Here is a 25,960-nt window from a genome sequence, read left to right as displayed (position 1 = left end):
CTAAGATAAAGTATGATTTGAAAAGTGGATTAAAAATGTCTGTAAAATGAGTTGTTTTCATTGTTGGAAGGGTGATTATGTGGTACAATGCATTATGTATCATTATGTCACTTAATAGCAATAGAACTAGGAGTCCTACTTAAATTTATGTGGGACTCTTAGATAATTATGATTTAATGAATGTTTTGTGGTAAAGAGGTGATGTACATGGCCATGAGAATACCGGAAGAAACGGTAAATCAAATCAGGCAAGGAACTAATATAGTTGATGTGGTTAGTCAATATGTACAATTAAAAAAGAGTGGGAAAAATCTTTTTGGCTTTTGCCCCTTTCATGAAGAACGAACGCCGTCTTTTTCCGTTGCTGAAGAAAAACAAATTTTTCATTGCTTCAGTTGTGGCAGAGGTGGAAATGTATTTACCTTTTTAATGGAAGTGGATGGATTAAGTTTTCCGGAAGCTGTGATTAAAACTGCCGAGATGAGTCATATCCAAATCGATAATGCTCTATTAGAGAATCGAGGTCAACAACAAGAAACAGACTCAAAACGCGACAAATTAATTCAAGCCCATGAGGAATCTGCTGATTTGTTTCAACATGTTTTATTAAATACTAAGATTGGTGAATCAGCCTACCAGTATTTGCTAGATCGTGGGTTAACGAAAGAACTGATTGAAACTTTTAAGATTGGTTTTGCCCCTCATGAACGAAATATGCTTCACAATTATTTAGTTGGAAAAGAATATGAAGAAGATCTTTTAAGTGAAACTGGCTTATTCGTGCAACGAGATAATGGGGATTTACTAGATCGTTTTTACAATCGTATTATGTTTCCAATTCGGAATCAGCAAGGAAAAACAATTGCTTTTTCAGGTCGAATCTTTCAATCTGAGGCAGAAGAACATAGTGGACCTAAGTACTTAAATAGTCCAGAAACCTATTTATTCAATAAGCGAAATGTGCTATTTAACTTCGATATGGCGCGGGCAACGATTCGCCGTGACAAAGAAGTTATTTTATTTGAAGGTTTTATGGATGTTATTGCTGCTTGGAATTCAGGTGTGAAAAACGGTGTTGCTTCAATGGGAACTAGTTTGACCAATGAGCAAATCCACATGCTTGATCGTGTAACCGACCGTGTCTTAATTGCCTACGATGGAGATAATGCTGGGATTGAAGCAACGAAACGAGCGGTAGACTTATTGTCTGCTGAGACGCCTTTTGATATTGAGGTTGCTAGTTTTCCAGAGGGCTTAGATCCAGATGAATTTATTAAGAAGTATGGAACAACTGCATTTACTGAGTTATTGTCACATGGTAGAGATACTGTTTTTGCATTTAAAATGCGTTATTATCGCAAAGGTTTGAATTTTCAAAATGAGAATGAACGCTTAAGTTATTTGGATACAATTTTAAATGAGATGCTTTCAATTACTTCGGTTATCGAGCGGGAGCTTTATTTTAAACAATTATCTAGTGAATTTGATATTTCATTAGATTCCTTGAACCAACAGTTTCAGCTACTTTTTGAAGGCAAAAAAGCACAACGTATTAAAGAAAAAAACACTACTAATTATGGGAATTATGAACCAGAACCAGAAGTTTATTACCCTGAAGAAATGCCACCAATTGAGGTGCAGACACAAAAAAGAAAAATTGATTTAGTTGAACAGACAGAACGATTTCTGTTAAATCGATTGTTTCATTTTGAGGAAGCTTGGATTCAGGTGCAAAGTCAGCAAGCGGAATTTTATTTTGCTCACGAAGAGTATCAAACCCTGTTCATTTTGTTTGAGAATTTTAAAGAAAGTGTTGGGGATCAGGATTCCATTGATGCGTTTATTGATTTTGTCAAGGAACCTCAGTTGAAAAATCTGTTGGTTGAGATTGAGATGCTATCACTTAGTGACGAAATCGCTTCTCAAGAAATTGACGACTATATCGATGTAATTGCTAGAAAATCAGTTTTACATGAACGTTTAAAAGAAAAGCAAACTGAATTAAGAGAAGCAAGTCGAATTGGAAATAAAGATGAAATACGTAATTTAACACTGGATATCGTGGATATCTCACGCCAGTTGAAAAATAAATGAATGAATTTGTAGGATTGATTACAAGGAGGCATTTCTTATGGCTAAAAAAGAAGAAGAAAAAAACAACACGGTAACATTATTAGAACAAGCGATTAAAAAGGTAATCAAAGACAATAAGTTAAAAGGATCTATTCACTATGATGAATTAACTAATTTAGTTGTCACACCTCATGAACTCGATGCAGATCAAATTGATGATGTGATTATGCAAGTTGAAGATGGCGGTGTAAGTGTTGTAGGGGATGATGGTGGTCCAACTGATCGTCAAATTTTAGCCAAAGAAAAAAATAAAAAAGCTGAAGAGCAAGAGGATTTAACTGCTCCAGCAGGAGTTAAAATCAATGATCCTGTTCGGATGTATTTAAAAGAAATTGGTCGTGTGCCACTTTTAAATGCTCAAGAAGAAGTTGCATTAGCTCTATTAATTGAACAAGGGGATCAAGAAGCGAAACAACGCCTTGCTGAAGCAAACTTGCGTTTAGTTGTCAGTATTGCCAAACGTTATGTTGGACGTGGTATGCAATTCTTAGATTTAATCCAAGAAGGAAATATGGGATTAATGAAGGCTGTTGAAAAATTTGATTATCAAAAAGGATTTAAATTTTCAACTTATGCTACTTGGTGGATTCGTCAAGCAATTACTCGTGCAATTGCCGATCAAGCGCGTACGATTCGTATTCCAGTGCATATGGTTGAAACAATCAATAAATTAATCCGAATTCAACGTCAATTATTACAAGATTTAGGTAGAGAACCAACACCTGAAGAAATTGGAGCAGAAATGGATTTACCTACTGAAAAAGTTCGTGAAATCTTAAAAATTGCTCAAGAGCCAGTATCATTAGAAACACCTATTGGTGAAGAAGATGATTCACATCTAGGTGATTTTATTGAAGATCAAGATGCAACTAGTCCTGCTGAACATGCAGCATATGAATTATTGAAAGAACAACTTGAAGATGTTCTTGATACGTTAACAGATCGTGAAGAGAATGTTTTACGTTTGCGCTTTGGTTTAGATGATGGGCGTACACGTACATTGGAAGAAGTAGGAAAAGTATTCGGTGTAACGAGAGAACGTATTCGTCAAATCGAAGCTAAAGCTTTACGTAAACTACGTCATCCAAGTCGTTCAAAACAATTAAAAGACTTTTTAGAATAAGCAAAACTTAAGTAGCAGATCCATTTTGGGATCTGCTACTTTTTACATAATTTGATTAATTTTAATAGAAAATTTAAAAAATTAGTGAGGCAGGTTGGTAAATTTAATTATAATTTTTGTTATTTTATAAAATGATGTAATTAAATTATCATTGAATTATTAAATTTTAATGAATAATTCATTTTCTATTTGCAATTTGGTTGTTAGTTTAAGATACTATATAGAGAACAATTTGTTTATTAGGAGGATTTTACAATGAAAAAGAAAAAATTATTTTTAGGTATGACATTAGGAATAGTACTAGTGGTAGCAGTTGGCTGTGGCAATTCAGGTACGAAGAAAGATGCAAGCTCATCATCAATGACTAGTAGCTCTACTGAGGTTTCTTCAGAAGCTGTCGCAAGTTCTGAAAAAGCCGATTCAATTGTCTATACGGCAGTAGTTAAAGCAGATAGCAATAGTGAAGTGGGTCAAATCTTAGTTGAAAAATTAACACCTGTAGATGCTAAAAATGAAACACCGGCATCATTTAAAGACGAAGTGGTTTTATTGACAGATGGTAGTAATGTTTTGAATGAAGGTAAAGAAAAGGTTTCATTGGATGACATTAAAACTGGTGCAACACTTGAGGTTACTTTAGCAGTAGAGCCAATCTCAACAATGTCAATGCCACCACAAATTCCAGGTAGAGATGTTTATGAAATTGTAGTTAAATAGAGGCTAGGTCGTCAAATATGGCGACCTTCTTTTTTTTATAGACTAATAAATAGCTATAAAAATTCTTATTAGTTGTTTATTTTTATGTCTTTGTTATAATTAGTTCAATAATAGGTAAGGTGGGAAAATGATGACTGAATGTATCGTGAGTTTAAGCAATGGTGAAACACTAGTTTTAAAACTTTCTGAGGAAGAACTTTTTGAAAAAATATCTAACGGTGAGGGCTACTTAAGTAGTAGACTTATTCGGTTTTATAACAATCAAGATGATGTTATTTATATTAACCCTATTCAAATTGTTAAAATAAGTTTAAATTCAAAAAATGATAAACAAGTTTTTAAAATTGATAACCGTTATCAATAATAAATAAAGCGAAAATGAGGTGGAAAAATGAAACAAAAAAATGAACGCTGTATTATATGTCATAAAATGCATAATGATGTTGATGGAATTAAACTAAAAAATTTAAGTCAGGAATTAAGAACACTGATTTTAACAGAGCATCCAGATGTATCAGAAGACGCTTTTATTTGTTTAGATGATTTAATGGATTATCGACTACATTATATTCGAGGTATGATTCAAAATGACTCAGAAAACATGAAAATGTTAAATGAAAAAGTAATGAACAGTATTGAAACCGGCAACTCATTAGTAAATGATGTTAGTGATACAGATACGACTAAATTAACAGTTGGTGAAAAAGTGGCTGATGGAATTGCTAAATTTGGTGGTAGTTGGAGTTTTATTTTTGCATTTTTATTTGTTTTAATCACATGGATTATCATTAATTCAATTGCTCTATTTGCGAAACCATTTGATCCATATCCTTTCATTTTATTAAATCTGATTTTATCTTGTTTGGCTGCTATTCAAGCTCCAGTAATTATGATGAGCCAAAATCGTCAAGAAAAAAGAGATCGTAATCAATCGGATTCAGATTATCAAGTTAATTTAAAGTCAGAAATTGAAATTCGCCTGTTACATGAAAAAATGGATCATATGCTAACCCAACAATGGCAACATCTTGTAAACATTCAAACTATTCAAGTTGATTTGCTAAATGAGCTACAAGAGCGGATGGAAGTTCTTGAGAAAAAAGGGAGTTAATTCGTTAGACTATCTCATAAAAAGAGCTGTAAAAATCACCTTATGAGATAGTCTTGTTTTTGATTAAACCAATTTTTATTTTACCCTTATATAAGAAAAAAAAGAAAAGCGATTTTTAAATTTCTATGTGGAAATATGATATAATAGGAACAGCGTTATTTATAGTTAATATGCTTTAATTAAGAATAATAAAGTAACTGAAAGTAAGACATAATTATTTTCAAAAAGAATAGAAAATAACTATCTTTTAAGGAGAGTAGCAAAAATATGACAGCTAGTTTGCGAGAGCAAGTAATGATAGTAGAAAAAGAAAATCGTCGCATGCGTCATAAATTGAAACATGCACATGATGCCTATAAAAAATTAGAAGCTGAAAAACAGCAAATTGAAGAAGACTCATTTAAAGAAAAAGCATTGCCTGCTCATTATAAAGATATTGAAGAAAAGTTAGTATATTATAAAAATAGAGTTCATTCTTTGACTTTAGAAAATAATTATCTAGAAAAAAAGGTAGCAGATCATTCAGTTGAATCTTCATCTATTACTTTGGAAGACTCAGCCGTTGTGTCAGAATTTCAACAAAAAATTGCCTTACAAAATAATCAAATTGAAGTTTTAATTGCAGAAAAAAACCAATTAAATCAGCAGTTAAAAATTTCTAAAGCTGAAATTGCTGAAGTTCTAATTGATGCCAAAATTCAAGCTAGAAAAATTGTTAAAACAGCTGATGATGAAGTCATTTATCAAAAAAGCCAAGCAAAAAAAGATATTGCACTTTTTGCTCAAGAATTACAAGAAAAACAACAAACTATTTTACAATCAAAATTGGATATTACGCATTTATTTGAAGAAATTGATAATAAAATGTCTTTACTTACAATAACAGAAATGAATTAGGAGGAAGAAACATGCTTAAAAGCAGAAATGAACGTATCTTAGCAACAAAAAAAATAAATCAAAAAAAAGCCATTCGTAAGGGGGCTGGATTATTAAATACATCGATTGTCATGGCATCATTAGCCATTCCAAGTTTCTCAGCGTTAGCAAGTGCTGAAGAAAATGCATCTACTAGTCAACGTGTTATTGAAGCAGTCATTGAGAACTCATCAGTACAGGAAACACCGACAGCATCGGATGAAACTGTAAACGATTCAAGTAATAGTTCAAGCGATACAAGCAATGAAACTGAGAGCGAAGATTCTTCTCAAAAACCAGAAGAAACGACTCCTCCTGTGAAACCAGAGATACCTGTAAAACCAGAACCAGAAGTCCCTGTAACGCCAGAACCACCAGTAACTGTACCGGTAACTCCTACCCCAGCTCCTATAACGCCTGCTCCTATACCTGTAGCACCTAAAGTTGAAGTGGAGACAACTCGTCCTTTTACTAAAGAAGAGGTAACTTCACAAAATATTGCAGAAGTTCAAGTACCAGAGGCAAATCATCTTGAAGCAGAAAAAATTATGTTTGTAAAAAACCAAAGCACACAAGAGTTTATTGATAAAATTGCAGAACCAGCAGCTGAAATTGGTGCTGAAAAAGATTTATATGCATCGGTTATGATTGCTCAAGCAATCTTAGAAAGTGGTTCTGGAAACAGTTCATTATCAAGTGAACCAAATCATAATTTATTTGGAATTAAAGGAAGCTTTGAAAGTCAATCTGTTGCAATGCTAACTTTAGAAGATGATGGTAGCGGAAATTACTATCAAATTACTGGAGAATTTAGAAAGTATCCTTCTTACAAAGAATCATTAGAAGATTACGCAAAACTATTAACAGGTGGTACTTCATTTAACACAAGTTTCTACTCTGGAACGTGGAAATCAAATACAACTTCTTATAAAGATGCGACAGCTTTTTTAACTGGTAAATATGCGACAGACACACGTTATGCAGAAAAATTAGATCAATTAATTGAAACCTATGATTTAACTCAGTATGATGATGGTGTTGTGAAGAAAGCTGAAGTAGAAACTAAAGAAGTGATTCATACAATTGCTAGCGGGGATACATTATGGGATATTGGCAATACGTATCATGTAAGTGTTCAAGAATTGATGGAATTAAATCAATTAACAAGCGATTTAATTTTTGTTAGTCAAGAATTAATTATTAAAAAAGAAGTTATTGAAGAACCTGCTGTAGCTACGCCTGAAAATCTAGTTGCAGAACTGCCTAAACCAATGTCTGATTTTGAACAAAGACAACAAGGAACTTTAGTTTTTGATAACGAAATGAGTGATTCTGATAATGCGAAAACGGCTGTTCAAGAAGAGTATACCGTTGCAGATGGTGATTCTCTTTATACAATTTCGCAAAAATATAAAGTTTCACCTCTTGAAATCAAACACTGGAACGAAATGAAAAATAATCTGTTATTTATTGGTCAAACGTTGACTATCCATAAAGTTTAATTTAGTAGAGCTAGTAAGTTGTGGATTCCTACAACTTACTAGTTTTTTTAATTGGGGAATTTAAGGAAATTTGGTTAATTTTGTTGTATAATGAATAAGACTTTTTAATGAAGGGATGACCGCTAATTTATGGATGAAAAACACTTATCTTTGCGTTTAGAAAAAGCAAGCGCCTATGTACCTAAGAATGGTAGATTAGCTGATATTGGTTCGGATCATGCCTACTTACCATGTGCATTAGTTTATCGAAATGAAATTGCTTTTGCAATTGCTGGAGAGATAGTAACGGGACCATTTATAACGGCCCAAGAACAGGTTAAGCGCCTAGGTTATCAAGAAAAAATTGATGTTCGCTTAGGAAATGGTTTAGCTGTTATAAAACTAGAAGATAATATTAATGCTTTAACAATTTGTGGGATGGGCGGAGCTTTAATTGCTTCTATCCTTGAAGATGGCTATCAAGATGGTAAGCTGACTGGCAGGGAACGTTTAATTTTACAACCAAATATAGGAGAAGAACCTTTGCGAAAATGGTTAATGAATCACCAATACGAGATTATTGGAGAAGAACTTTTAGAAGAAGATGAAAAAATGTATGAAATTATTATTGCTGAAAAAAGTCAATCAGCTGTTAGCTATACTCAAGCACAATTAACTTTTGGATTGCACTTAAGAGAAAAATTCCCAACCTTATTTAAACAAAAATGGCAACGACAATTGATCAAAGAACAGTCTATTTTAGCTAGTTTAAAAACGGCTACAAAAGATCAGACCGAAAAAGTTCAAATTTTTGAAACTAAAATTGCAGAAATTGAGAGGTTACTAAAATGACAATCATTCAAGGAACAGACTTAATTAAAAAATTTGAAACTTTTGCTCCCCTCTCTTTGGCTGAATCAGGAGATCCTGTTGGTTTGCACATTGGAACATTGAATAAACCAATTAAACGTGTAATGGTGACACTGGATGTACGGCCAGAAGTTGTTGAAGAAGCTATCAAAGCGAAGGTTGATTTACTTTTTGCTCACCATCCGCCAATTTTTAGAGCTGCTAAAAACTTAATTACAGACAATCCACAGAACAAAATGTATGCGGACCTCTTAAAGCACGATATTGCCGTCTACGCTGCACACACGAATTTAGATGTAGCTACTAATGGATTAAATGATTGGTTAGGCCAAGCTATTGGTTTAGAAAAAACTGAGATTATGCATGTAACAAAAACGGAAAGTTATAAAAAATTAGCAGTTTTTGTTCCTCAGGAAAACGAAGTCGAGGTTCGTGAAGCATTGACCAAAGCAGGTGCTGGCAAATTAGGACCGAATTACGAAAATTGCAGTTATACTCTTGATGGAATTGGTCGGTTTACTCCAATTAATCAAGCAGAGCCTGCAATTGGTACAGTGAATCAAGCGGAGGAACTAGCTGAAGCTAAGATTGAGGTTGTATTTCCACAACGTTTAACTGAAAGTGTTGAACGAGCTCTGTTTGAGAGTCATCCATATGAAGAGCCTGCATATGATTTATATACGATTGAAAATTTTGTAGATAGTTATGGTCTTGGACGGATTGGGAATTTAGCTGAACCTATTTCAGTTACAACTTTCACAGAAAAATTAAAAAATATATTTAAAATAGAGGGCTTGCGAGTAATTACAACGAATCCTAACCAACTAATTCAGCGGGTTGCTGTTTGTGGTGGTTCTGCAGAAACTTATTATTCAAGTGCCCAAAAAAAAGGGGCTGATGTTTATATTACTGGTGATGTTTCATATCATATTGCTCATGATATGTTAGCAAATAATCTAACCGTAATAGACCCAGGGCATCATATTGAAGAAATTTGTAAAAGTGGTTTGGAAAAACTATTTAAACAGTGGTCCACAGAAAATAATTGGGACATTGAAATTAGTCAATCTCAATTAAATACAGATCCTTTTAGATTTATGTAACCAATCATTTTTATTGTGATTTAAAGTGAATATTGTAATAATAGATAGAAGCTAGAAAGCTTTATTTAGAAGGGAAGAGATTAAAAGATGCAAAATTTAATTCCAAGATTTATCCGTTATGTAAAAACTGAAACACGTTCAGATGCTACAAGTACTACTGTTCCTTCAACTGCTACCCAAGTTGAATTTGCTCAAACATTGGTTGCTGAGTTAAAAGAAATTGGTTTATCTGATGTGAAGTATAATGATAAGAATGGCTTTGTAACTGCAACTCTACCAAGTACTATTGACAGAGAAGTTCCAGTTATTGGCTTTATTGCTCATATGGATACAGCTGATTTTAATGCAGCAAATGTAAATCCGCAATTCCACGAAAATTATCAAGGTGAAACGATTGTTTTAAACCAAGCTGAAAATTTTGTTTTATCACCAGAAGATTTTCCTAATTTAAAAAATTATTTAGGTCAAACGTTGATTACTACTGATGGAACAACTTTATTGGGAGCCGATGACAAAGCCGGAATCGCTGAAATCATGACAGCCATGGAGATTTTACTCAATGATTCAACTAGTAAGCATGGTGAAATTCGTGTGGCCTTTGGTCCCGATGAAGAAATTGGAGTTGGTGCTGATTTATTTGATGTGGCTGACTTTAATGCTGATTTTGCCTATACAATGGATGGTGGACCAGTTGGTGAGCTAGAATATGAAAGCTTTAATGCTGCTCAGGCTGAGATTAAAATCCAAGGGAAAAATGTTCATCCAGGAACAGCGAAAAATACAATGGTAAATGCCTTGAAATTAGCTTTAGCTTTTGATGCAGCCTTGCCTCAGACAGAAGTTCCAGAGAAAACTGACGGACGCGAAGGTTTCTTCCATTTGGTAGGAATGAGCGGTGAAGTGGAAACAGCAGAAATGACTTATATTATTCGTGATCATGATCGTCAAAAATTTGAGGATCGTAAAGCTTTAGTTACCCAAATAGCAACTGATCTAAATCAAAAGGCTGGTTCAGAACGTGTTACAGTAAATATGTACGATCAATATTACAATATGAAAGATATAATTGAAAAGGATTTATCTATTGTTGATTTGGCTGAAAAAGCAATGAAAAACCTTGATATTTCTCCAATTATTGAACCTATTCGTGGAGGAACAGATGGTTCTAAGCTATCCTTTATGGGACTACCTACACCGAATATTTTTGCTGGTGGAGAAAATTTTCATGGGCGTTATGAATTTGTCGCTGTTGAAAGCATGAAGAAAGCAACAAACGTGATTGTCGAAATTGCGAAGTTGAATGCGGAAGGTTAGATGTCTGATTTATTATTAGCCTGTATTTATTTTTTAGCCATCAATATACTACTCTTTATTTTGATGGGACTAGATAAGTACCGTGCAAAGAAAAGACTGTGGCGAATTCCGGAAAAAACCTTACTTTCTTTTGGCATTTTAGGCGGTGGGTTAGGTGGATTAGTAGGAATGCTGATTTTTCACCATAAGATCCGTGTCTTAAAGTTTAAAGTCATTTATTTTTTAGGAACTATTGTAATGAGTAGTATTCTTTATTGTTTAATTTTTTAAAACAAATTAAATTCTCTAAACCAAGAAAAAATGGTTGTTTAGAGTAGAAATAAGAAAGAATCCTTGAAAGTATTTATTTGTCACCCGTTATAGGATTAAAAGATACAGTCTAACTATTCTTATATCTCAGCGGATTTCCAAACAAGTTTGTTTTTTCAATCGTTGTACAGATTTAGAGCGTGAAATAAAACTAACATATAGTTTTATTTCACGCTCTATCTATTTAGCTTGCTATCCAAGCATAGGAGGGGATTTAATGGAAAAATATGTCGTTTTATTACGTGGCATTAATGTTGGTAAAAATCATCATTTAGCGATGCAAGATTTAAAAAACGTTCTTGAACAACTTGGTTATTCTCAAGTTAAAACCTATATTCGCAGTGGCAATGCGGTCATGACGGGACCAATTGAAGATACGACTATACTTGCGGAACGAATTCAACAAAAATTAAGCCAATTTGCTGGCTTCCTGATCCCAATTATTCTTTACACAGAAGCGGAATTTTTAACAATGGTGACAGAAAACCCTTTAACTAAACGGGAGTTAGCTGCCAACGAACAATGGCTTGTTGCTTATCAACAGCAAATTATTTCAGCCAATAATCAGTTATCGAAAGAAATGAATGAGGAGATAGGATTTCCATTTAAGAAGGCAGTTTTTATTAAAATTATAGGTTCACAAACTGACTCACCGCTTCTTAAAGAGTATCAAAAAGTATTCAAGGGGGGAAATTGGACGGTTCGTAATTGGAATACAACTTTAAAATTAGTTCAATTTATTCAAGAAATAAAAATAAAGTAATAAATACGAGAACATCTCTACTAAATCATTGCAAAATGAAGCAGGTAGAGGTGTTTTTATTTTTTATACAGCTGTAATTTTATGTTGGAAAGTAGAAAAGTTAATGCTATTATAGAGATAAAGAAAGGATAACGATTAGTATTTATAAAAAGAAAGGACTATATGAATGCGAAGTTTTTTTGAGGTTATTGGAAAGATATTTTTGTTATTATTAATTTTTGCTACAATTTTAAGTTTATTTTTATTTATTCCAGGTTCAGATAGTTTATTGAACTTATTAATGTTTATTGCTTTAATTTTACCCCCATTTGCTTTATATTCTGTTTTTCATGAGAGAAATTTTTTTGATTTCCGTTTAATTGAAAGTAAATTTTATCAACATTTTGTGGTTGGTTTTGGTATAAGTACGATTGTCATATTTATTGTATTTGGCTTGTTTTATTATCTAAATATCTACAGTGTACTTGGTTTTTCTTTAAAACATAGTGGCAATGATTTAATTTTTAGTTTACTTTATTACTTAATTTTGGCTTTTGGCCAAGAAATTTTTATGCGTGGTTATATTTATAATTTAATAAAATCTCGCAGCACGGTTGCTGGAGGAGTTATCTTCTCATCTCTAATTTTTATTGGGATTTATCGGTTTGATCCGATTTTAGTTAGTGATCTATTTTTGACTGTGACAATTTTTTTACTGGGTGTAGTCTTAGTCCTATTATATGAGTACACAGATTCGTTGTGGACAAGCATTGGTTTCCATCTTGCATGGATTTTTGTCCAAGATACCATTTTAGCTATTAGAACATCAAATGTAAATACTGAATTTAGTATAGTCCAGGTTACATTAGGAATAGGAAAACTTAGTCAACCGTTGTATTCAGGTGTTCCTTATGATATGGAGGGAAGTGTTATAACAACTCTATGTTTAAGCATTCTTGTTATCATTCTTTGTTTTTTATCAAAACGAAAAAAAGATCAATCGTTTAAAAACATTAAAACAACAACTATTACATGGTACAATGATCGGTTTAATAAATAAAAAAATAGCGAGAAACAGTCGTAAAGTTACGGTTGTTTCTCGCTTTAAGTTCATAAAACAGTTGAGATTTCTATTTAGTCAAAAGCAACTGTACTCGTTAGTTCCTCAAATGTCCAATCCTTTGTAAAAATCCCTTTATTCGTCGCCCAAGATATGGCCTCTTCTAATTGTTTTTGATCAACAGGTTCTGCATAGACATATGTTGGAAATTCAACCGATTCTTTAATCGCTTTTGAATAACCTAATTCTTTCTCTAATATGGCATAATAAGTATCTAAATCGTGATTTTGAATAAAGTCAACACCTTTGTTATAGGCACGATAAAAGGCTTTAATTCCTTCTGAGTTTGTTTGAATCGTTTTTTCTGTGAAAGCAAACGCGTTAGGTTTAATATCTAAGTCATCACTTTTAGCTAACTCAGTCAAACCATCTTTTAAACCAATTGCTCGAAAGGGGTCTGGTACAATGGTAGCTGTTACTTGTTTATTTTGGACAAGCTCAATTCGAGTCGTCACGTTATGTGCTTCTTTAAATTCTAAATCATCTGAAGTCAAATTGACTGTTTTCATTGCTTCATCTAAAAAATAGTGAGGTGCTTGATTTTTAAAATAGCTAACCGAGTGACCTTTTAGTTCAGATAAATTCGTTACAGTCGAATCACCAGATAAAAGAGAAAAGTATCCAATTGAAGCGCTAGTTAGACGAACTTTCGCCTCGTTTTCACGATATGTACTAAAAGCAATCATATCTGTACTAACTCCATCTAAATGACCATTACGTAAAGCCATATCACGATCTTTCGGTGATTTAAAGTTTTGAATATCAACCGTCACACCCTCATCTACAAAATATCCTTCTTGACTGGCAACTAAGATAGGTAGTGCATCTGTAGCAGGCATCGTTCCAAAGCTTAAATTCAATTTTGGCTCTGAATAGTTTTTCTCCGAACCGGTGTCAATCGATTCAGATTTTTCATTTGTTACACATCCAATTAAAACCATCATTAGTGCAACAGTAGATCCAACAATAAATCCTTTTTTTCTCATACTCATATAAATGTCCTCCAATAAATTCCTTCTCTTTACTTTACCATGTTTATAAAATATTTCTACCTGTTTAGTCATTTTATTTAGTTACTTTATTGGAAAAAATTAAAATTGAAGTTGGCTAAACAAGGTTTTTATACAGAAGTTTCATGAAAAATAGAAACAATCTTTTTTAGCGAATAACTTCACTGAATTGAATGAATTCTTATAATGAATAAATTTTCAAGTTTACAAATAACTATGTTAAACTAGTACTAAGTCAATTTATAGAAGGAGTGTCTTACTAATGGCTTTACAATTTGTCTTAGGCCGTGGGAATACGGATAAACAAGGTCAAATGGTTGAAGAGATTGCAACTACTTTACAAGAGAATAAACAGGCGAAAGTTTTTTACTTAGTTCCTGATCATATACAGTTTGAAATGGAAATGCTCATTTTAAAAAAGTTAAGTAAATTTCCAGGATTTAACGAACAAAAATTAATTGGAGCAATTCGATTACAAATTTTTAGCTTTAGTCGTTTAGCTTGGTTTTTCTTGCAAGATACAGATGTTTTCATTCGACCCCAATTAACAAATGCGGGACTGTCAATGTTAGTTCGTAAGCTTTTATTGGAGCATGAGGAAGAACTTTCGATTTATCGTGGTGAGGTACGAAAAAGCGGTTTTGTTCAGCAGTTAACAGACTTATTTTTGGAATTGCGTAGTGGTCGAATTAATGAGATTGATTTAATTGACATTTTAGAAAAACAAGGAAACTCACTAAAAGAAGCAGATTTTAAATTAAAGTTAAAGGACATCCTTATTTTGTATCGTGCTTTTGAAGAAAACCTACTTGGAAAATACATTGAGCAAGAAGATATTTTAACAGCCTTAACTAAAAAAATTGAAGAGGCGACTGGACTTGAGAATACGACTATTTATATTGATGGTTACAGTCAATTTAATGCACAAGAACAAGCGTTAGTAAGAGTCTTAATGGAGAAATGTAAAGATGTAACAATCTCTTTAGTTCTAGATAAAGGGTATCCACAAGAAAAGCCTGCTTTACATGAGCTATTCCATGTTACAGGTGAAACCTACTTTTCTCTTTATCAATTAGCTAGAAATAATCATATTCCGATAAGATATGATATAATTTTGCAAGAATTAGACGCAAATTATAGTGAGGAATTGAACCAATTAGAAGAGTTTTGGCTGACTAGTACACAGCTATTACCCAATGATTACGGAGAACAAAAGCAGTTAATTTCAGTTGATGATTCGATTGAGATTTGGGCGGCTAGTAATAAGCAAGCAGAGGTAACCCATGTCGCCAAAGAAATTCGTCGATTAGTCAAAAGTGGGGCTTATCGATTTCAAGACATAATAGTCATGACGCGTAATATCACAGATTATCAAACCATTATAAATCCGATTTTTAAAGAGAATGAGATTGAGTTGTTTAATGATGGTGCTGAAACGATGAATCATCATCCTTTAGTTGAGTTTTTGCTAGCGTTATTGGCAATCAAAAAATATAATTGGCGTTATCAAGATGTTATGCGTTTATTACGAACGGAGTTGCTTATTCCCGATGTGTTAAAAGGGGAGTTATCATCAGATCGTGAAAGTCGAGTTAGAGTCATTCAGCAAAAGGTCAATCGTTTTAGAAGCAATGTAGATATTACTGAAAATGTCATTTTAGCCTATGGTTATGAAGGGCATTATTGGACGATGAAAAAGCCGTGGCACTACACGAAGTTTGTCCATGAAGATATTGCTGGTCAAACTAATGAAGATCAACGAATAGAGGGAATTGCGAACCAAGTTCGTGACTTCTTGACTAGGGAACTTATTCCACTGTTTAATAAGCTTGAGAAAGTCAAAAACGGAGAAACAGCAGCCAAAATTCTCTATACTTTTTTAGAATCTAGTGGTGTTTCCACTCAGCTAGCTTTTTGGCGTGATCAAGCAATTGAAGAAAATCATCTAGAAACATCTAAAGAGCATGAACAGGTTTGGAATACATTCTTACAATTATTAGATGAGTATGTTGAAGTTTTAGGAAAAGAAGCATTTCAACTGGAATCTTTTTATGATATTTTAGCGACAGGTTTTGAGAATGCTAAATATAGTATGATTCCACCTAGTATGGATCAAGTCATTTTTTCAGGCTTAACAGGGATTAGAGCTGGGACAGCTAAAGTGGCTTTTTTATTAGGCTCAACAGAAGGAAATCTACCTGGCAAGACGGAAAATAAAAGTGTCTTAAATGAAGAAGATCGTCAAAAATTAATGGAATTTTTAGGAGAAGGAAAATACTTAAAATCTTCCTTAGAGGCTACAATGGCAGCTGAACCTTATTTGGCTTATTTAGCCTTTACAACGGCAGCTGAAAAGTTGATTTTTACCTATCCAACAAATGATGATTCTAAAGAGGGGCCTAAAATTTCTCCTTATGTGAAAAGAATCGCTGAAGGATTGAAGATAACTATTCAAGAAAAAGTTGCGAATGTCGTTGATTTAGCTAGAAATGCAACATTATCGGAGCAAATGACATTTGTCGGAACTCAGCGTAGTACTCTTACTCAATTACTATTAGTTTTACGACATCAGCAAGAAATAAATGGAGAACTTCCTCCATTGTGGAGTAATCTTTATCGTCAAATGAAGCAAAGCGCTAAAACGGAAGGGTTATTTCAACGTTTATTAGCTAGCTTAACCCATAAAAATGAACCAGTACAATTAAAGAGTGAACTTGTTAAAGAACTTTATGGTACGGATTTATATACGTCCGTTTCACGAATGGAGAACTTTTATTCTTGTCATTTTAAACATTATGCTACCTATGGATTAGGATTAAAGGAGCGGGATGTGTTTGAATTGTCAGCGGCAGGGACAGGTGAATTTTTCCATGATGCCTTAGATCAACTGTTTAAATCATTAAATGTACGTAATTTGAATTTAAATCAATTGGATGAAGGAACCTTAAAATCCGTTACTAACGATGTTCTTGAAGCTCTATATGGAAAACCAAAATATACGATTTTATCAGCATCTAATCGGATGAATTATATTCGTTATCAGTTAGGCTCAACAATTAAACGAATTGCTTGGACTTTAGCAAATCAAAGTCGACGTAGTGGTATGTCAACAGTTCAGACAGAAGTTTTATTTGGACAGATTGCTAGTCAAAAAGGCATTAATGGTTTGGTGATTCCATTAGAAACACAAGGGAATTTATTTGTTCGTGGGAAGATTGACAGAGTGGATACAATGGAAGTCAATGGAGATCATTATCTAAGCGTTGTCGACTATAAATCAAGTGCCCATGTTTTTGATTATCGTGATGCATACTATGGTTTAGCGATGCAAATGATTACGTATTTGGATACAGCTTTAATCAATGCGGATGCCTTAATTGGTGAAACAGCGAAACCAGCGGGAGCATTTTATTTACATGTGAAAAATCCATTTATTTCAACAGAAAAAGTGGCTGATGAAACAAGTTACCAAGAAGAAATGCTAAAGCCTTTTAAGTTAGATGGTATTCTATTGGAAGATGAAGCGATGTTGCAAAAATTAGACCTTAGTTTAGAACCAACGCAAAGTTCTTTGGTTTATCCATATCGCCAATTGAAAAATGAAACCTTAAAATCAGCTAAATTTGTCAATCCAGATGAAATGAATGCCTTACGAAAACACAATCAACAGTTGTTTGAAAAAGCTGGAAATAAAATTATGTCAGGAGCAACAAACTTAAATCCTTATTATAAGGATAAACAACGCATTGCTTGTGGGATGTGTCCTTTCCGTTCAGTTTGTGAGTTTGATGTAATGTTACCTGAAAATAATTACCATCGAGTTGAACCAATGGATGCTAAAGAAGTTTTACGAAAAATGGAAAATCAGGAAGGAGAAACAGATTAATGGAATTGCCGATTAAACCTCAAAATAGTCGATTTACTGATGGACAGTGGCAAGCAGTTTATGAAACAGACCATACTATTTTAGTTTCTGCTTCAGCTGGTTCAGGTAAGACAACGGTTTTAGTTGAACGAGTTATTGAAAAAATCAAAGCCGGTACCAATGTTGATGAATTATTGATTGTCACTTATACCGAAGCAGCCGCGCGTGAAATGAAGGGACGAATTCAAGTTGCGATTCAAAAAGCGTTGACAGCTGAAGGCGAAGCTACAATGAAACGCCATTTAGTGAAACAAATTTCATTGTTACCCCAAGCACATATTAGTACGCTGCATGCTTTTTGTTTGCAAGTTATTCGTCGATACTATTATTTAATTGAGTTAGATCCAGTCTTTCGTTTATTGACCGATGAAACGGAAATGCTGTTATTAAAAGAAGACGTTTGGACCGAATTACGGGAAACTCTATATGGTGAAGAAGCTAATCAGTTTTATAATTTAACAGCTACGTATTCTAATGACCGAAATGATGATGGTTTGACCCAGTTGATTTTTTCGCTATATGAATTTTCAAGAGCTAATCCGAATCCTCAACTGTGGCTTGAACATTTGTCAGATTTATATCGTGTTCCACAAACAGGATTTGGAGAAACAAAGTTATTTCAAGAACTAGTTAAACCACAGATTTTAGAAGTTCTTACTAGTTTGGTTGATGGAGCAACAAGAGCCAGTCAATTAGCTGAAGGAACGGAAGAATTAACTAAACAGTATGAACTGGTCCATTCTGAACAACGTTTTTTTGAAGAATTATTAGGCTTAGTTGAAGAAGATCACTATGAAGCAATCTATCATCATAGTAAACTATTTAAATTTGAACGGATTAGTGCGGTAAAAAAAGCTGCTGATGAAAGTATTAAAGAGGTTGGAGTAGAAGTTAAGCAATTACGAGATCAGTATAAAGAACGTTATAATCAAATGAGTGCTGATTATTTTGCTATTTTGCCAGAAGATATGGCTAAGCTTATGGAAAAGGCGATTCCTATTATTGAAGAAATGGCTCGTGTGACTCAACTCTTTACTGAGGCTTATTCAACTGAAAAACGCAATCGCAATGTATTAGACTTTAATGATTTGGAACATCTTACCTTACAAATTTTGGCAACTTATGAAGAAGGTAGCTGGCATCCAACTGAAGCATCGAATTATTACCGTGAAAAGTTTAGTGAAGTGTTAGTAGATGAGTATCAAGATGTGAATCAGCTGCAAGAAAACTTAGTCTTTTGGTTAGCTAATGAAAATCCTGAACAAGGAAATCTTTTTATGGTAGGGGATGTAAAACAGTCAATTTATTCCTTCCGATTAGCAGATCCTACTTTATTTTTAACGAAATATGAAAAATTTGGACAGCATATTGGCGGTGAACGGATTATCTTAGCTGAGAATTTTCGTTCTCGTGGCGAAGTGTTGCATTTTACAAATCTGATTTTCCAACAATTAATGGATAAATCTGTAGGACAAATGGATTATGATGAAGCAGCAAAGTTAATTCATGGTTTTCCAAACTTTCCTGAGAGTCACAAACATCAACCTGAAATTCTGATTTATGAAAAAGGAACAACTGAAGAAGCGGATGATGGCGATAGCGAGTCTGTTGGTTGGGACATGCGGATTAATGATAAAACTGAAGGCGAATTGCTTATGGTGGGACAACGCATTCAACAATTAATTACAGAAGAATTCCCAATCTATGATAAAGAATTGAAACAGAACCGCAGTATCCAGTATCAAGATATCGTACTATTGACTCCAACTAAGAAAAATAATTTGATTTTATTAGATATTTTTAAACGTTTAGAAATACCATTACATGTAAATGATACTCAAAATTATTTTCAAACGACTGAAATCAAAGTTATGATGGCTTTGCTAAAAATCATTGATAATCCTTATCAAGATATTCCATTAGCGGCAGTTTTACGCTCACCGATTGTTGGATTAGATGAAAATCAATTAGCGCATATTCGGATCAATAAAAAAACTGGAGATTATTATGAAGCATTAGATAATTTTTATCGAAATTATACTGGAATTGAAAAGGCTAGCCATTTTGTGACTGAATTATTTGAAAAGGTCAAACGCTTTATGGAACTATTAGAAAATTGGCGTAGAATGGCTCGTAGAGAACATCTGGTAACATTGATTTGGTCTATCTATGAAGAAACGGGGTTTTTAGATTACGTTGGAGGCATGAGTGCTGGAAAACAGCGTCAAGCCAATCTTCATGCGTTATATGAACGAGCAGAAAATTATGAAACTAGTAGCTTTAAAGGCTTGTTTCAGTTTGTTCGATTTATTGAAAAAATGCAAGAAAAAGATAAGGACTTGGCTGAACCTACTGCTATTGCACCGTCAGAAGATGCTGTTCGAGTGATGACTATTCATGCCAGTAAAGGATTAGAGTTTCCAATTGTTTTTGTATTAGATTTAACGAAACGCTTTAATTTACAAGACATTCAGAAAAACTATTTATTTAATGAAACTTATGGTGTTGGAACAAGTTATAAAGACATAGAACGTCGCATTAATTATCCAACATTACCAGAAATGGCCTTAAAAATTGAGAAAAAGAAAAAGCTACTTTCGGAAGAAATGCGAAAACTTTATGTAGCCTTAACCCGCGCAGAAGAAAAACTCTTTTTGGTAGGTTCTTATAAAGATCAAGAAACAGCGTGGCAAGAATGGGGCAAACCGCTCAGTCATAAAGAAGTAGTTTTACCTGCAATTGAGCGTTTCAATGCACCTCATCTAATGAAGTGGATTGGCATGTCATTAGTACGACATCCGGCTAGTCAAAATGATTTCTTAGACACGCCGGCTCCAATTGGTGAAATCCAACAACATCCTGCTTCATTTAGTATTCATTTTTATAATGAAACAGATATTCAAACATTGCTTAAAGAGCAAGAAGTTCAAATAGATGACAGATGGCTAGAAAGGATTCAAACCACGATTGAACAAGAAACTGGTATAAATAGCGATGAAGCAACAGCAAACATGATTCAAGAGGCTAATCAACTGATGACTTATCATTATCAGCATGAAGGGGCTACTCGAACAACAAGTTATCAGTCTGTTTCTGAGATTAAACGGCTTTTTGAGGAACCTGAAGATGCTCGAATGATTAAAATTGATGTTAGTCAGCCAAGAAATCGATTTGTCTCTGAAACATTAGCTCGGCCTAAATTTATGACTGAGGTTAGTGTCCCAACAGCAACTGAAATTGGAACGGCTACTCATTTAGTCATGCAATCAATTGACTTAACAGAAACACCAAGTCAAACAAGTCTGGAAAGGCTAATAGCTGAACTAGTTAATAAAGGCTTGGTAACAATACCGATAGCCAAAAAAATCAATCAAAACTCACTATTAGCGTTTTTTAAGACAGAATTAGGTTTAAAATTAGTGGCACATCCTCAAGCAGTCACAAGGGAAGCTCCATTTTCATTATTGATGGATGCGGAAGATATTTTTTATGATATGAAAGAAGATGGGAAAGATAAAATCCTCATTCATGGGATTATTGATGGTTATTTGGAAGAAGAAGATGGGATTATTTTGTATGATTTTAAAACCAATCATCTTGGGAAAAACAAAGATGCCGATCGTCAAAAAATTATTGATAACTATCGGGGGCAACTTAATTTATACAAAGAAGCTTTAGAAAGTATTATTGGAAAGCCCGTAAAAGCCAGCTATCTTTGTTTATTAAGTGTTGGTGAAACTATTTTACTCTAAAAAAAAGCAAAATCAACAAGTAGCATCATTGTTGATTTTGCTTTTTCATTTACAGTGTGTTGTCTAAATAAATTGCTTGGCTGCCCATTTGTTCAAATGCAGCAACAAAATCAGCTTTATCTAGTTGTTGATCTTTTTCACCATATGGATTGTTAATGTAGATTGAATCAGCATCATAGCCCGTAACCACAACACTATGCATATCATAAGTAATCTCAAGATCCTCCTCAGCAGTTTCCCAAGTTTCAAAACTATCAACAGGTACAAAATTCGCAGTTGTAATAATCCAAACAGGATTTCCAGCAGCTACTTGTTTTAATAAATCATCAAAGCTTGAACCTGTAATATCGTTTACTTTTTTCTTTGAAATGTATTTTTTAGCTAAATTCGCAACTGGTTTATGGTAGACACCTAGTCCACCTTCACCACCACCAGTGATATCACCTACAAAAGCTTTATTGGGATTTCCCATATAACCATCTTCGTCGATGATAGGAACGCTTTTTAATTTTGCTGCTAAATCATTTTTGGAAACCTCAACTCCTGCATATTGCAGAAGCATCGTCAATGATGAAACTTCACAACCATTATATAAAGCTGGTTCATCCATTTGGTTTACTAAAGGAACATCAAGTTGGATAGAGGGAGGTACTGATTCTGACGATGATGTAGTCTTTGTTTGTTTTTTTGCTACTGATTCAGAGATAGATGCTGTATTGACAGTTTTTTTTGTTTCAGCTTGAATCCAATGTTCATTAATAAAAAAGATTAGACCTACTGATACAAGCAGGATCAAACCAAATTTACTAAAACTTCTTTTGTTCATATTAAGTAACACCTATATTCTATTAGAGTATTTTTCATTATAGCACAGCCTAAAAAAATTAAGAACTAAAAAGAGAATTCTTAACGAATTATTAGTTTTTTGTTCACCATATTTTTATTATGTAAACTAAAATGGTTTTAAAAAAATAATCCACTTCCTTTAAACCTTAGAAGGGAGTATTCCAATTCAGTTCTATGTAAAAAAATAGGTTGCTCCTCTCATACGGGAGTTGCAAATCCTACTTTAAACAAGTGCTAAACAATTAATTTTAGCATCATGTAAACTTTTATAAAAATCAAAATCATTTTGACTCCAACCAAATTCTTGACTAACTTGATAGGCAGGTGAGTGATCGGTTACTAAAATATAACCTAGGGATACCCGATTGTGACTATCTTCTAATTCTAACGCCAATTGATAATCTTCATTTTTAAATAACAAATTTTGAACAGCCCAAACTTTTTGAATTGTTGTATTTTCCATTTATATTCGCTCCTTTCAGAAGAACTACCATCATTATACTCCTATTGTAGAATTTGTCTATTCTTATGAATTAAATTTGATAAGAATTGACAAATAAACTAAAAAACAACCACCAACTGGTAGTTTTTTTTTTAGTTTAACTAGTTTAAACCTTGCATTAACGTTTTGATTTTTGAATTCATTAAAGATAACAATAAGCCCACTAAAATAGTGAATCCACCAACAGCAGCAAAGTAAATAATTTCATTTTCTGGTGAATAAAGTGAAACGATTTGTGCATTAATAGCTTGAGCCGCAGCATCACCTAGAAACCACATACTCATCATTTGAGATTGGAAAGCCCGAGGAGCTAATTTTGTAGTTGCGCTAAGGCCGACTGGAGATAAACACATTTCACCAATAATCACTAAGAAAAAGCTTAAGACTAGCCACATTGGACTAACAAGCGCCTCAGTACCATTCAACATCGCTGGAATCACTAAAACAACAAAGGATAATCCAGCAAAAACAATTCCGATTGAGAATTTAATCGTTGTAGAAGGCTGACGATCACCTAATTTAGTCCAAAGCCACGCAAACATTGTTGACATTAATACAACAAAAAGTGGATTTAATGATTGAAACCAGCTGGGAATTAAATGTAGCCCCATAAAGTTAAGGTTTGTTCGTTCATCTGCATAAATAGCTAAGATAACAGAGCCTTGCTCTTCAATTGACCAAAAGAAGATACTTGCAATAAATAAAGGAATATAGGCCCAAATTCGTGAACGCTCAATTTCATTAACATCCTTACTACGAATCATTTTAGTAAAGTAGAAAATAGGTAAGGCAACACCTAAAATACTTAATAACAAAATGATAAATTCGATATCTAAACGTCCTACAGCAAAAGCCACACCAAGAACAACAACAATCAGAACCGCAGCAATAGCCAAGTTTTTATAAATTGTTTTTTTCTCAGGTTGAGTAACAGGATTAGTAGGTTTTAAACCAATAGGTCCAAGATATTTTTTCCCTTGGAAGTAATATTGAATTAAACCAGCTAACATACCGAAAGCAGCGATTGAGAAACCAACATGATAATTGTATTCTTTTTGTACAGCCCCAATGATTAATGGTGCCAGAAAAGAACCAATGTTGATTCCCATTACAAAGATACTAAATCCAGAATCACGGCGATGATCATTTTTTTCATATAATCCACCTACAATTTCAGAAACATTCGGTTTTAACATCCCAGTTCCTAATACGATAATAGCAATTGAGGCAAATAAAGCACCTGCACCAAATGGCAAGGCCAAAATGATATGCCCTAACATAATTAAAACTCCACCGTAAAAGATTGTTTTACGACTACCCCAAACGCGATCACTTAGCCAACCACCAATTACACTAGACATATAGACCATCGATCCATATATGGCCATAATAGATGCAGCTAATGCTTTAGAATAACCTAAACCACCATTTGTTACTGAATCATAAATGTAATAAATTAAAATCGCGCGCATTCCATAGTAACTAAATCTTTCCCACATTTCTGTAAAGAAAAGAGTAGACAGCCCAAATGGTTGTCCAAAAAATGTTTTTTCTTTTTTCATCGTCATTCGTCCTCCATAATTGAGATCACTAATCTTTTTGGAAGTATGTCAATAATTAAAAATAGCCCAGTAGGCAAAATTGTCTAGATAGGTATAACGGTGGTCAAATAAAAAAACAATCTACTTTTATTATTAAACAAAGCCAGTAATCTTTTATACTCTAAGGTTAAATTATACTCCTAATTGAAGCAAATGCCAAAGTTCACAAAGGTTACCACATAATAATTTAATGTAAAACTAATGATTTAATAAGGAAACAGAGGTTTAATTTGATTTTTTTAGTTTTAAATTGCCGAATAATTGGAAAATAAATAAAAATAGAATTCATTTGGATTTGTTCTATTTGATTTGCTTGTGTGCATTATCGAAAAGATATGCTAAAATTTTAACTAACTTCTACATAAAATGACAAAAAGATTTTAGCTTTTTGTAATAGTCATCATTTATTTTTAGCTAACTGGAAAATTGTCGCTCTCACTAAAAAATATGCCCCTTAAAATGCTAACTTTTAAGGGGCATGCTTGATTTGGTTTCCTACTTATTTAACCAATTAATTGCCTCTTGATAGGCATTTTTAGCCTGAGGTTCATTAAAGTCTTGATCAAAATCATGTTGCAAACCTTGAATACTAAGAAATTTTGCCTTAGGAATAGCCAAGCTTAAATCAATACCGATTCGATAAGGAACATCCTCATCAGCAGTACTTTGAGCAATAAAGGTTGGTGGGAGTAAAGCTAGATCTTCATCAGATAAAGAGTACTTTTCACTATCAGCCTGATTTTTCAAAACCAAATCCAACCATTTTCCAGTTTGTCTAGCATAAAGATAGATCCCGTAGCGTTTTTCTAAGCTACCTGTAACGATTGGCTTTTGCTGAATTAAAGCATCTACTAGGTTTAATGGAACAAGGGGATACGTTTGATAAAATGAATTTGGTTCTAGGTAGAAAGCTGCATTGATGGATGCATATCCGTAAAAACTAATTATTTTTTGTGGAGCTGGTACGTTAGGATTTTTAGCACAAATAAAAGCTAAGTAGGCACCTGCTGAACGACCAAATAAATGAAAATTAGTAGAACTTAATTTTAACGTTGTCAAAGCTTCTTTTTGGAACCAATGGAAGGCTAGTTCAAGTTTACTAAGAATCTCTGCTAAATCCGTTTCTGGAGCAAGTGGATAATCTAAACTTATAAAATCATAGCCTGCTTGTACAAATAACTGAATGTAGCTTTCTGGTAAGTCATGACGACTGCCCCAGATTAATCCACCACCATGTAAATAGAGAATCGTTTGATTTTTTTTATTTTCATTTGCTACATATAAAGAAGCTTCTAATTGGTAATGTTCATCTTGAAAGTATGTGAAATTTTGACAAGTTAACATTTTCCTTCCCCATTTCTAAAGTTTTTTATTTTTATCCTCAGT

At 33.5% G+C, this 25,960-nt stretch carries 20 protein-coding genes; 15 read left to right on the top strand and 5 right to left on the bottom strand.

All coding sequences use genetic code 11. The features are described 5' to 3' along the window. Positions 1-207 precede the first annotated feature (207 nt). The 13 genes from dnaG to BR43_RS04470 all read left to right on the top strand — a co-directional run bounded on the left by dnaG (position 208) and on the right by BR43_RS04470 (position 12,878). Positions 208-2,094, top strand: a complete 1,887-nt coding sequence (gene dnaG / locus BR43_RS04530) for a DNA primase (RefSeq protein WP_034559905.1) — start codon at positions 208-210, stop codon at positions 2,092-2,094. A gap of 37 nt (positions 2,095-2,131) precedes the next feature. Beyond that, positions 2,132-3,256, top strand: a complete 1,125-nt coding sequence (rpoD, locus tag BR43_RS04525; protein ID WP_034559904.1) for an RNA polymerase sigma factor RpoD — start codon at positions 2,132-2,134, stop codon at positions 3,254-3,256. Between the two features lie 255 nt (positions 3,257-3,511). Next, positions 3,512-3,973 carry a hypothetical protein gene (locus BR43_RS04520; protein WP_034559902.1) on the top strand — a complete coding sequence of 154 codons (462 nt, stop codon included), beginning with the start codon at positions 3,512-3,514 and terminating at the stop codon, positions 3,971-3,973. 130 nt (positions 3,974-4,103) lie between these two features. Then, positions 4,104-4,337, top strand: coding sequence for a hypothetical protein (locus BR43_RS04515; RefSeq protein WP_034559901.1), 234 nt, complete (start codon positions 4,104-4,106; stop codon positions 4,335-4,337). 27 nt (positions 4,338-4,364) lie between these two features. Next, entirely contained in the window at positions 4,365-5,084 is a 720-nt protein-coding gene (locus BR43_RS04510) for a DUF1003 domain-containing protein (protein ID WP_034559900.1), read from the top strand. Positions 5,085-5,351: 267 nt separating this feature from the next. After that, positions 5,352-5,981 (top strand): hypothetical protein, encoded by a 630-nt coding sequence (locus tag BR43_RS04505; RefSeq protein ID WP_034559899.1) that lies wholly within the window; start codon positions 5,352-5,354, stop codon positions 5,979-5,981. An 11-nt stretch (positions 5,982-5,992) separates the two neighbouring features. Next, the gene (locus BR43_RS20570; protein ID WP_034559898.1) at positions 5,993-7,501 is read left to right on the top strand and encodes a glucosaminidase domain-containing protein; all 1,509 of its coding nucleotides are present in this window, start codon (positions 5,993-5,995) and stop codon (positions 7,499-7,501) included. A 129-nt stretch (positions 7,502-7,630) separates the two neighbouring features. Further along, entirely contained in the window at positions 7,631-8,332 is a 702-nt protein-coding gene (locus BR43_RS04495) for a tRNA (adenine(22)-N(1))-methyltransferase (protein WP_034559896.1), read from the top strand. Then, on the top strand, positions 8,329-9,453 hold the full coding sequence (locus tag BR43_RS04490; protein ID WP_034559894.1) for a Nif3-like dinuclear metal center hexameric protein: 1,125 nt from the start codon (positions 8,329-8,331) through the stop codon (positions 9,451-9,453). The genes BR43_RS04495 and BR43_RS04490 overlap by 4 nt, the downstream gene beginning before the upstream one ends. 87 nt (positions 9,454-9,540) lie before the next feature. Next, complete coding sequence (gene pepT / locus BR43_RS04485; RefSeq protein WP_034559893.1) at positions 9,541-10,767, top strand: peptidase T; 1,227 nt, start codon at positions 9,541-9,543, stop codon at positions 10,765-10,767. Next, a complete protein-coding gene (locus tag BR43_RS04480) occupies positions 10,768-11,037 on the top strand; it encodes a DUF1294 domain-containing protein (RefSeq protein WP_034559892.1) in 270 nt (89 codons plus the stop codon). A gap of 256 nt (positions 11,038-11,293) precedes the next feature. Continuing rightward, on the top strand, positions 11,294-11,839 hold the full coding sequence (locus BR43_RS04475; protein ID WP_034559890.1) for a DUF1697 domain-containing protein: 546 nt from the start codon (positions 11,294-11,296) through the stop codon (positions 11,837-11,839). A gap of 202 nt (positions 11,840-12,041) precedes the next feature. Continuing rightward, positions 12,042-12,878: a CPBP family intramembrane glutamic endopeptidase gene (locus BR43_RS04470; RefSeq protein WP_169741017.1), complete on the top strand. Its 837-nt coding sequence runs from the start codon at positions 12,042-12,044 to the stop codon at positions 12,876-12,878. Between the two features lie 74 nt (positions 12,879-12,952). Here BR43_RS04470 and BR43_RS04465 read toward each other — a convergent pair whose 3' ends face one another. Further along, on the bottom strand, positions 12,953-13,930 hold the full coding sequence (locus tag BR43_RS04465) for an ABC transporter substrate-binding protein (RefSeq protein WP_034559887.1): 978 nt from the start codon (positions 13,928-13,930) through the stop codon (positions 12,953-12,955). Between the two features lie 280 nt (positions 13,931-14,210). Here BR43_RS04465 and addB point away from each other — a divergent pair, with 280 nt between their 5' ends. Both addB and addA read left to right on the top strand, forming a co-directional pair. Beyond that, complete coding sequence (gene addB / locus BR43_RS04460) at positions 14,211-17,834, top strand: helicase-exonuclease AddAB subunit AddB (RefSeq protein ID WP_034559885.1); 3,624 nt, start codon at positions 14,211-14,213, stop codon at positions 17,832-17,834. Beyond that, positions 17,834-21,625, top strand: a complete 3,792-nt coding sequence (addA, locus tag BR43_RS04455) for a helicase-exonuclease AddAB subunit AddA (RefSeq protein WP_034559884.1) — start codon at positions 17,834-17,836, stop codon at positions 21,623-21,625. The genes addB and addA overlap by 1 nt, the downstream gene beginning before the upstream one ends. Before the next feature lie 49 nt (positions 21,626-21,674). On the opposite strand, the gene BR43_RS04450 is transcribed toward addA, so the two are convergent. From BR43_RS04450 to BR43_RS04435, 4 genes are all read right to left on the bottom strand, one after another. Next, positions 21,675-22,451, bottom strand: a complete 777-nt coding sequence (locus BR43_RS04450; RefSeq protein WP_034559882.1) for a C39 family peptidase — start codon at positions 22,449-22,451, stop codon at positions 21,675-21,677. A 243-nt stretch (positions 22,452-22,694) separates the two neighbouring features. After that, positions 22,695-22,934, bottom strand: a complete 240-nt coding sequence (locus tag BR43_RS04445; RefSeq protein WP_034559881.1) for a hypothetical protein — start codon at positions 22,932-22,934, stop codon at positions 22,695-22,697. A 140-nt stretch (positions 22,935-23,074) separates the two neighbouring features. Then, positions 23,075-24,541, bottom strand: a complete 1,467-nt coding sequence (locus tag BR43_RS04440; protein ID WP_211252902.1) for a peptide MFS transporter — start codon at positions 24,539-24,541, stop codon at positions 23,075-23,077. 528 nt (positions 24,542-25,069) lie between these two features. Beyond that, positions 25,070-25,918 (bottom strand): alpha/beta hydrolase, encoded by an 849-nt coding sequence (locus tag BR43_RS04435; RefSeq protein ID WP_034559877.1) that lies wholly within the window; start codon positions 25,916-25,918, stop codon positions 25,070-25,072. Positions 25,919-25,960: the final 42 nt, after the last annotated feature.

Origin of the sequence: Carnobacterium gallinarum DSM 4847 (assembly GCF_000744375.1) — a bacterium.
Lineage (GTDB): Bacteria > Bacillota > Bacilli > Lactobacillales > Carnobacteriaceae > Carnobacterium > Carnobacterium gallinarum.
The sequence above is the reverse complement of the archived record's forward strand: the minus strand, read 5'-3'. Positions and strand labels throughout refer to the sequence as shown.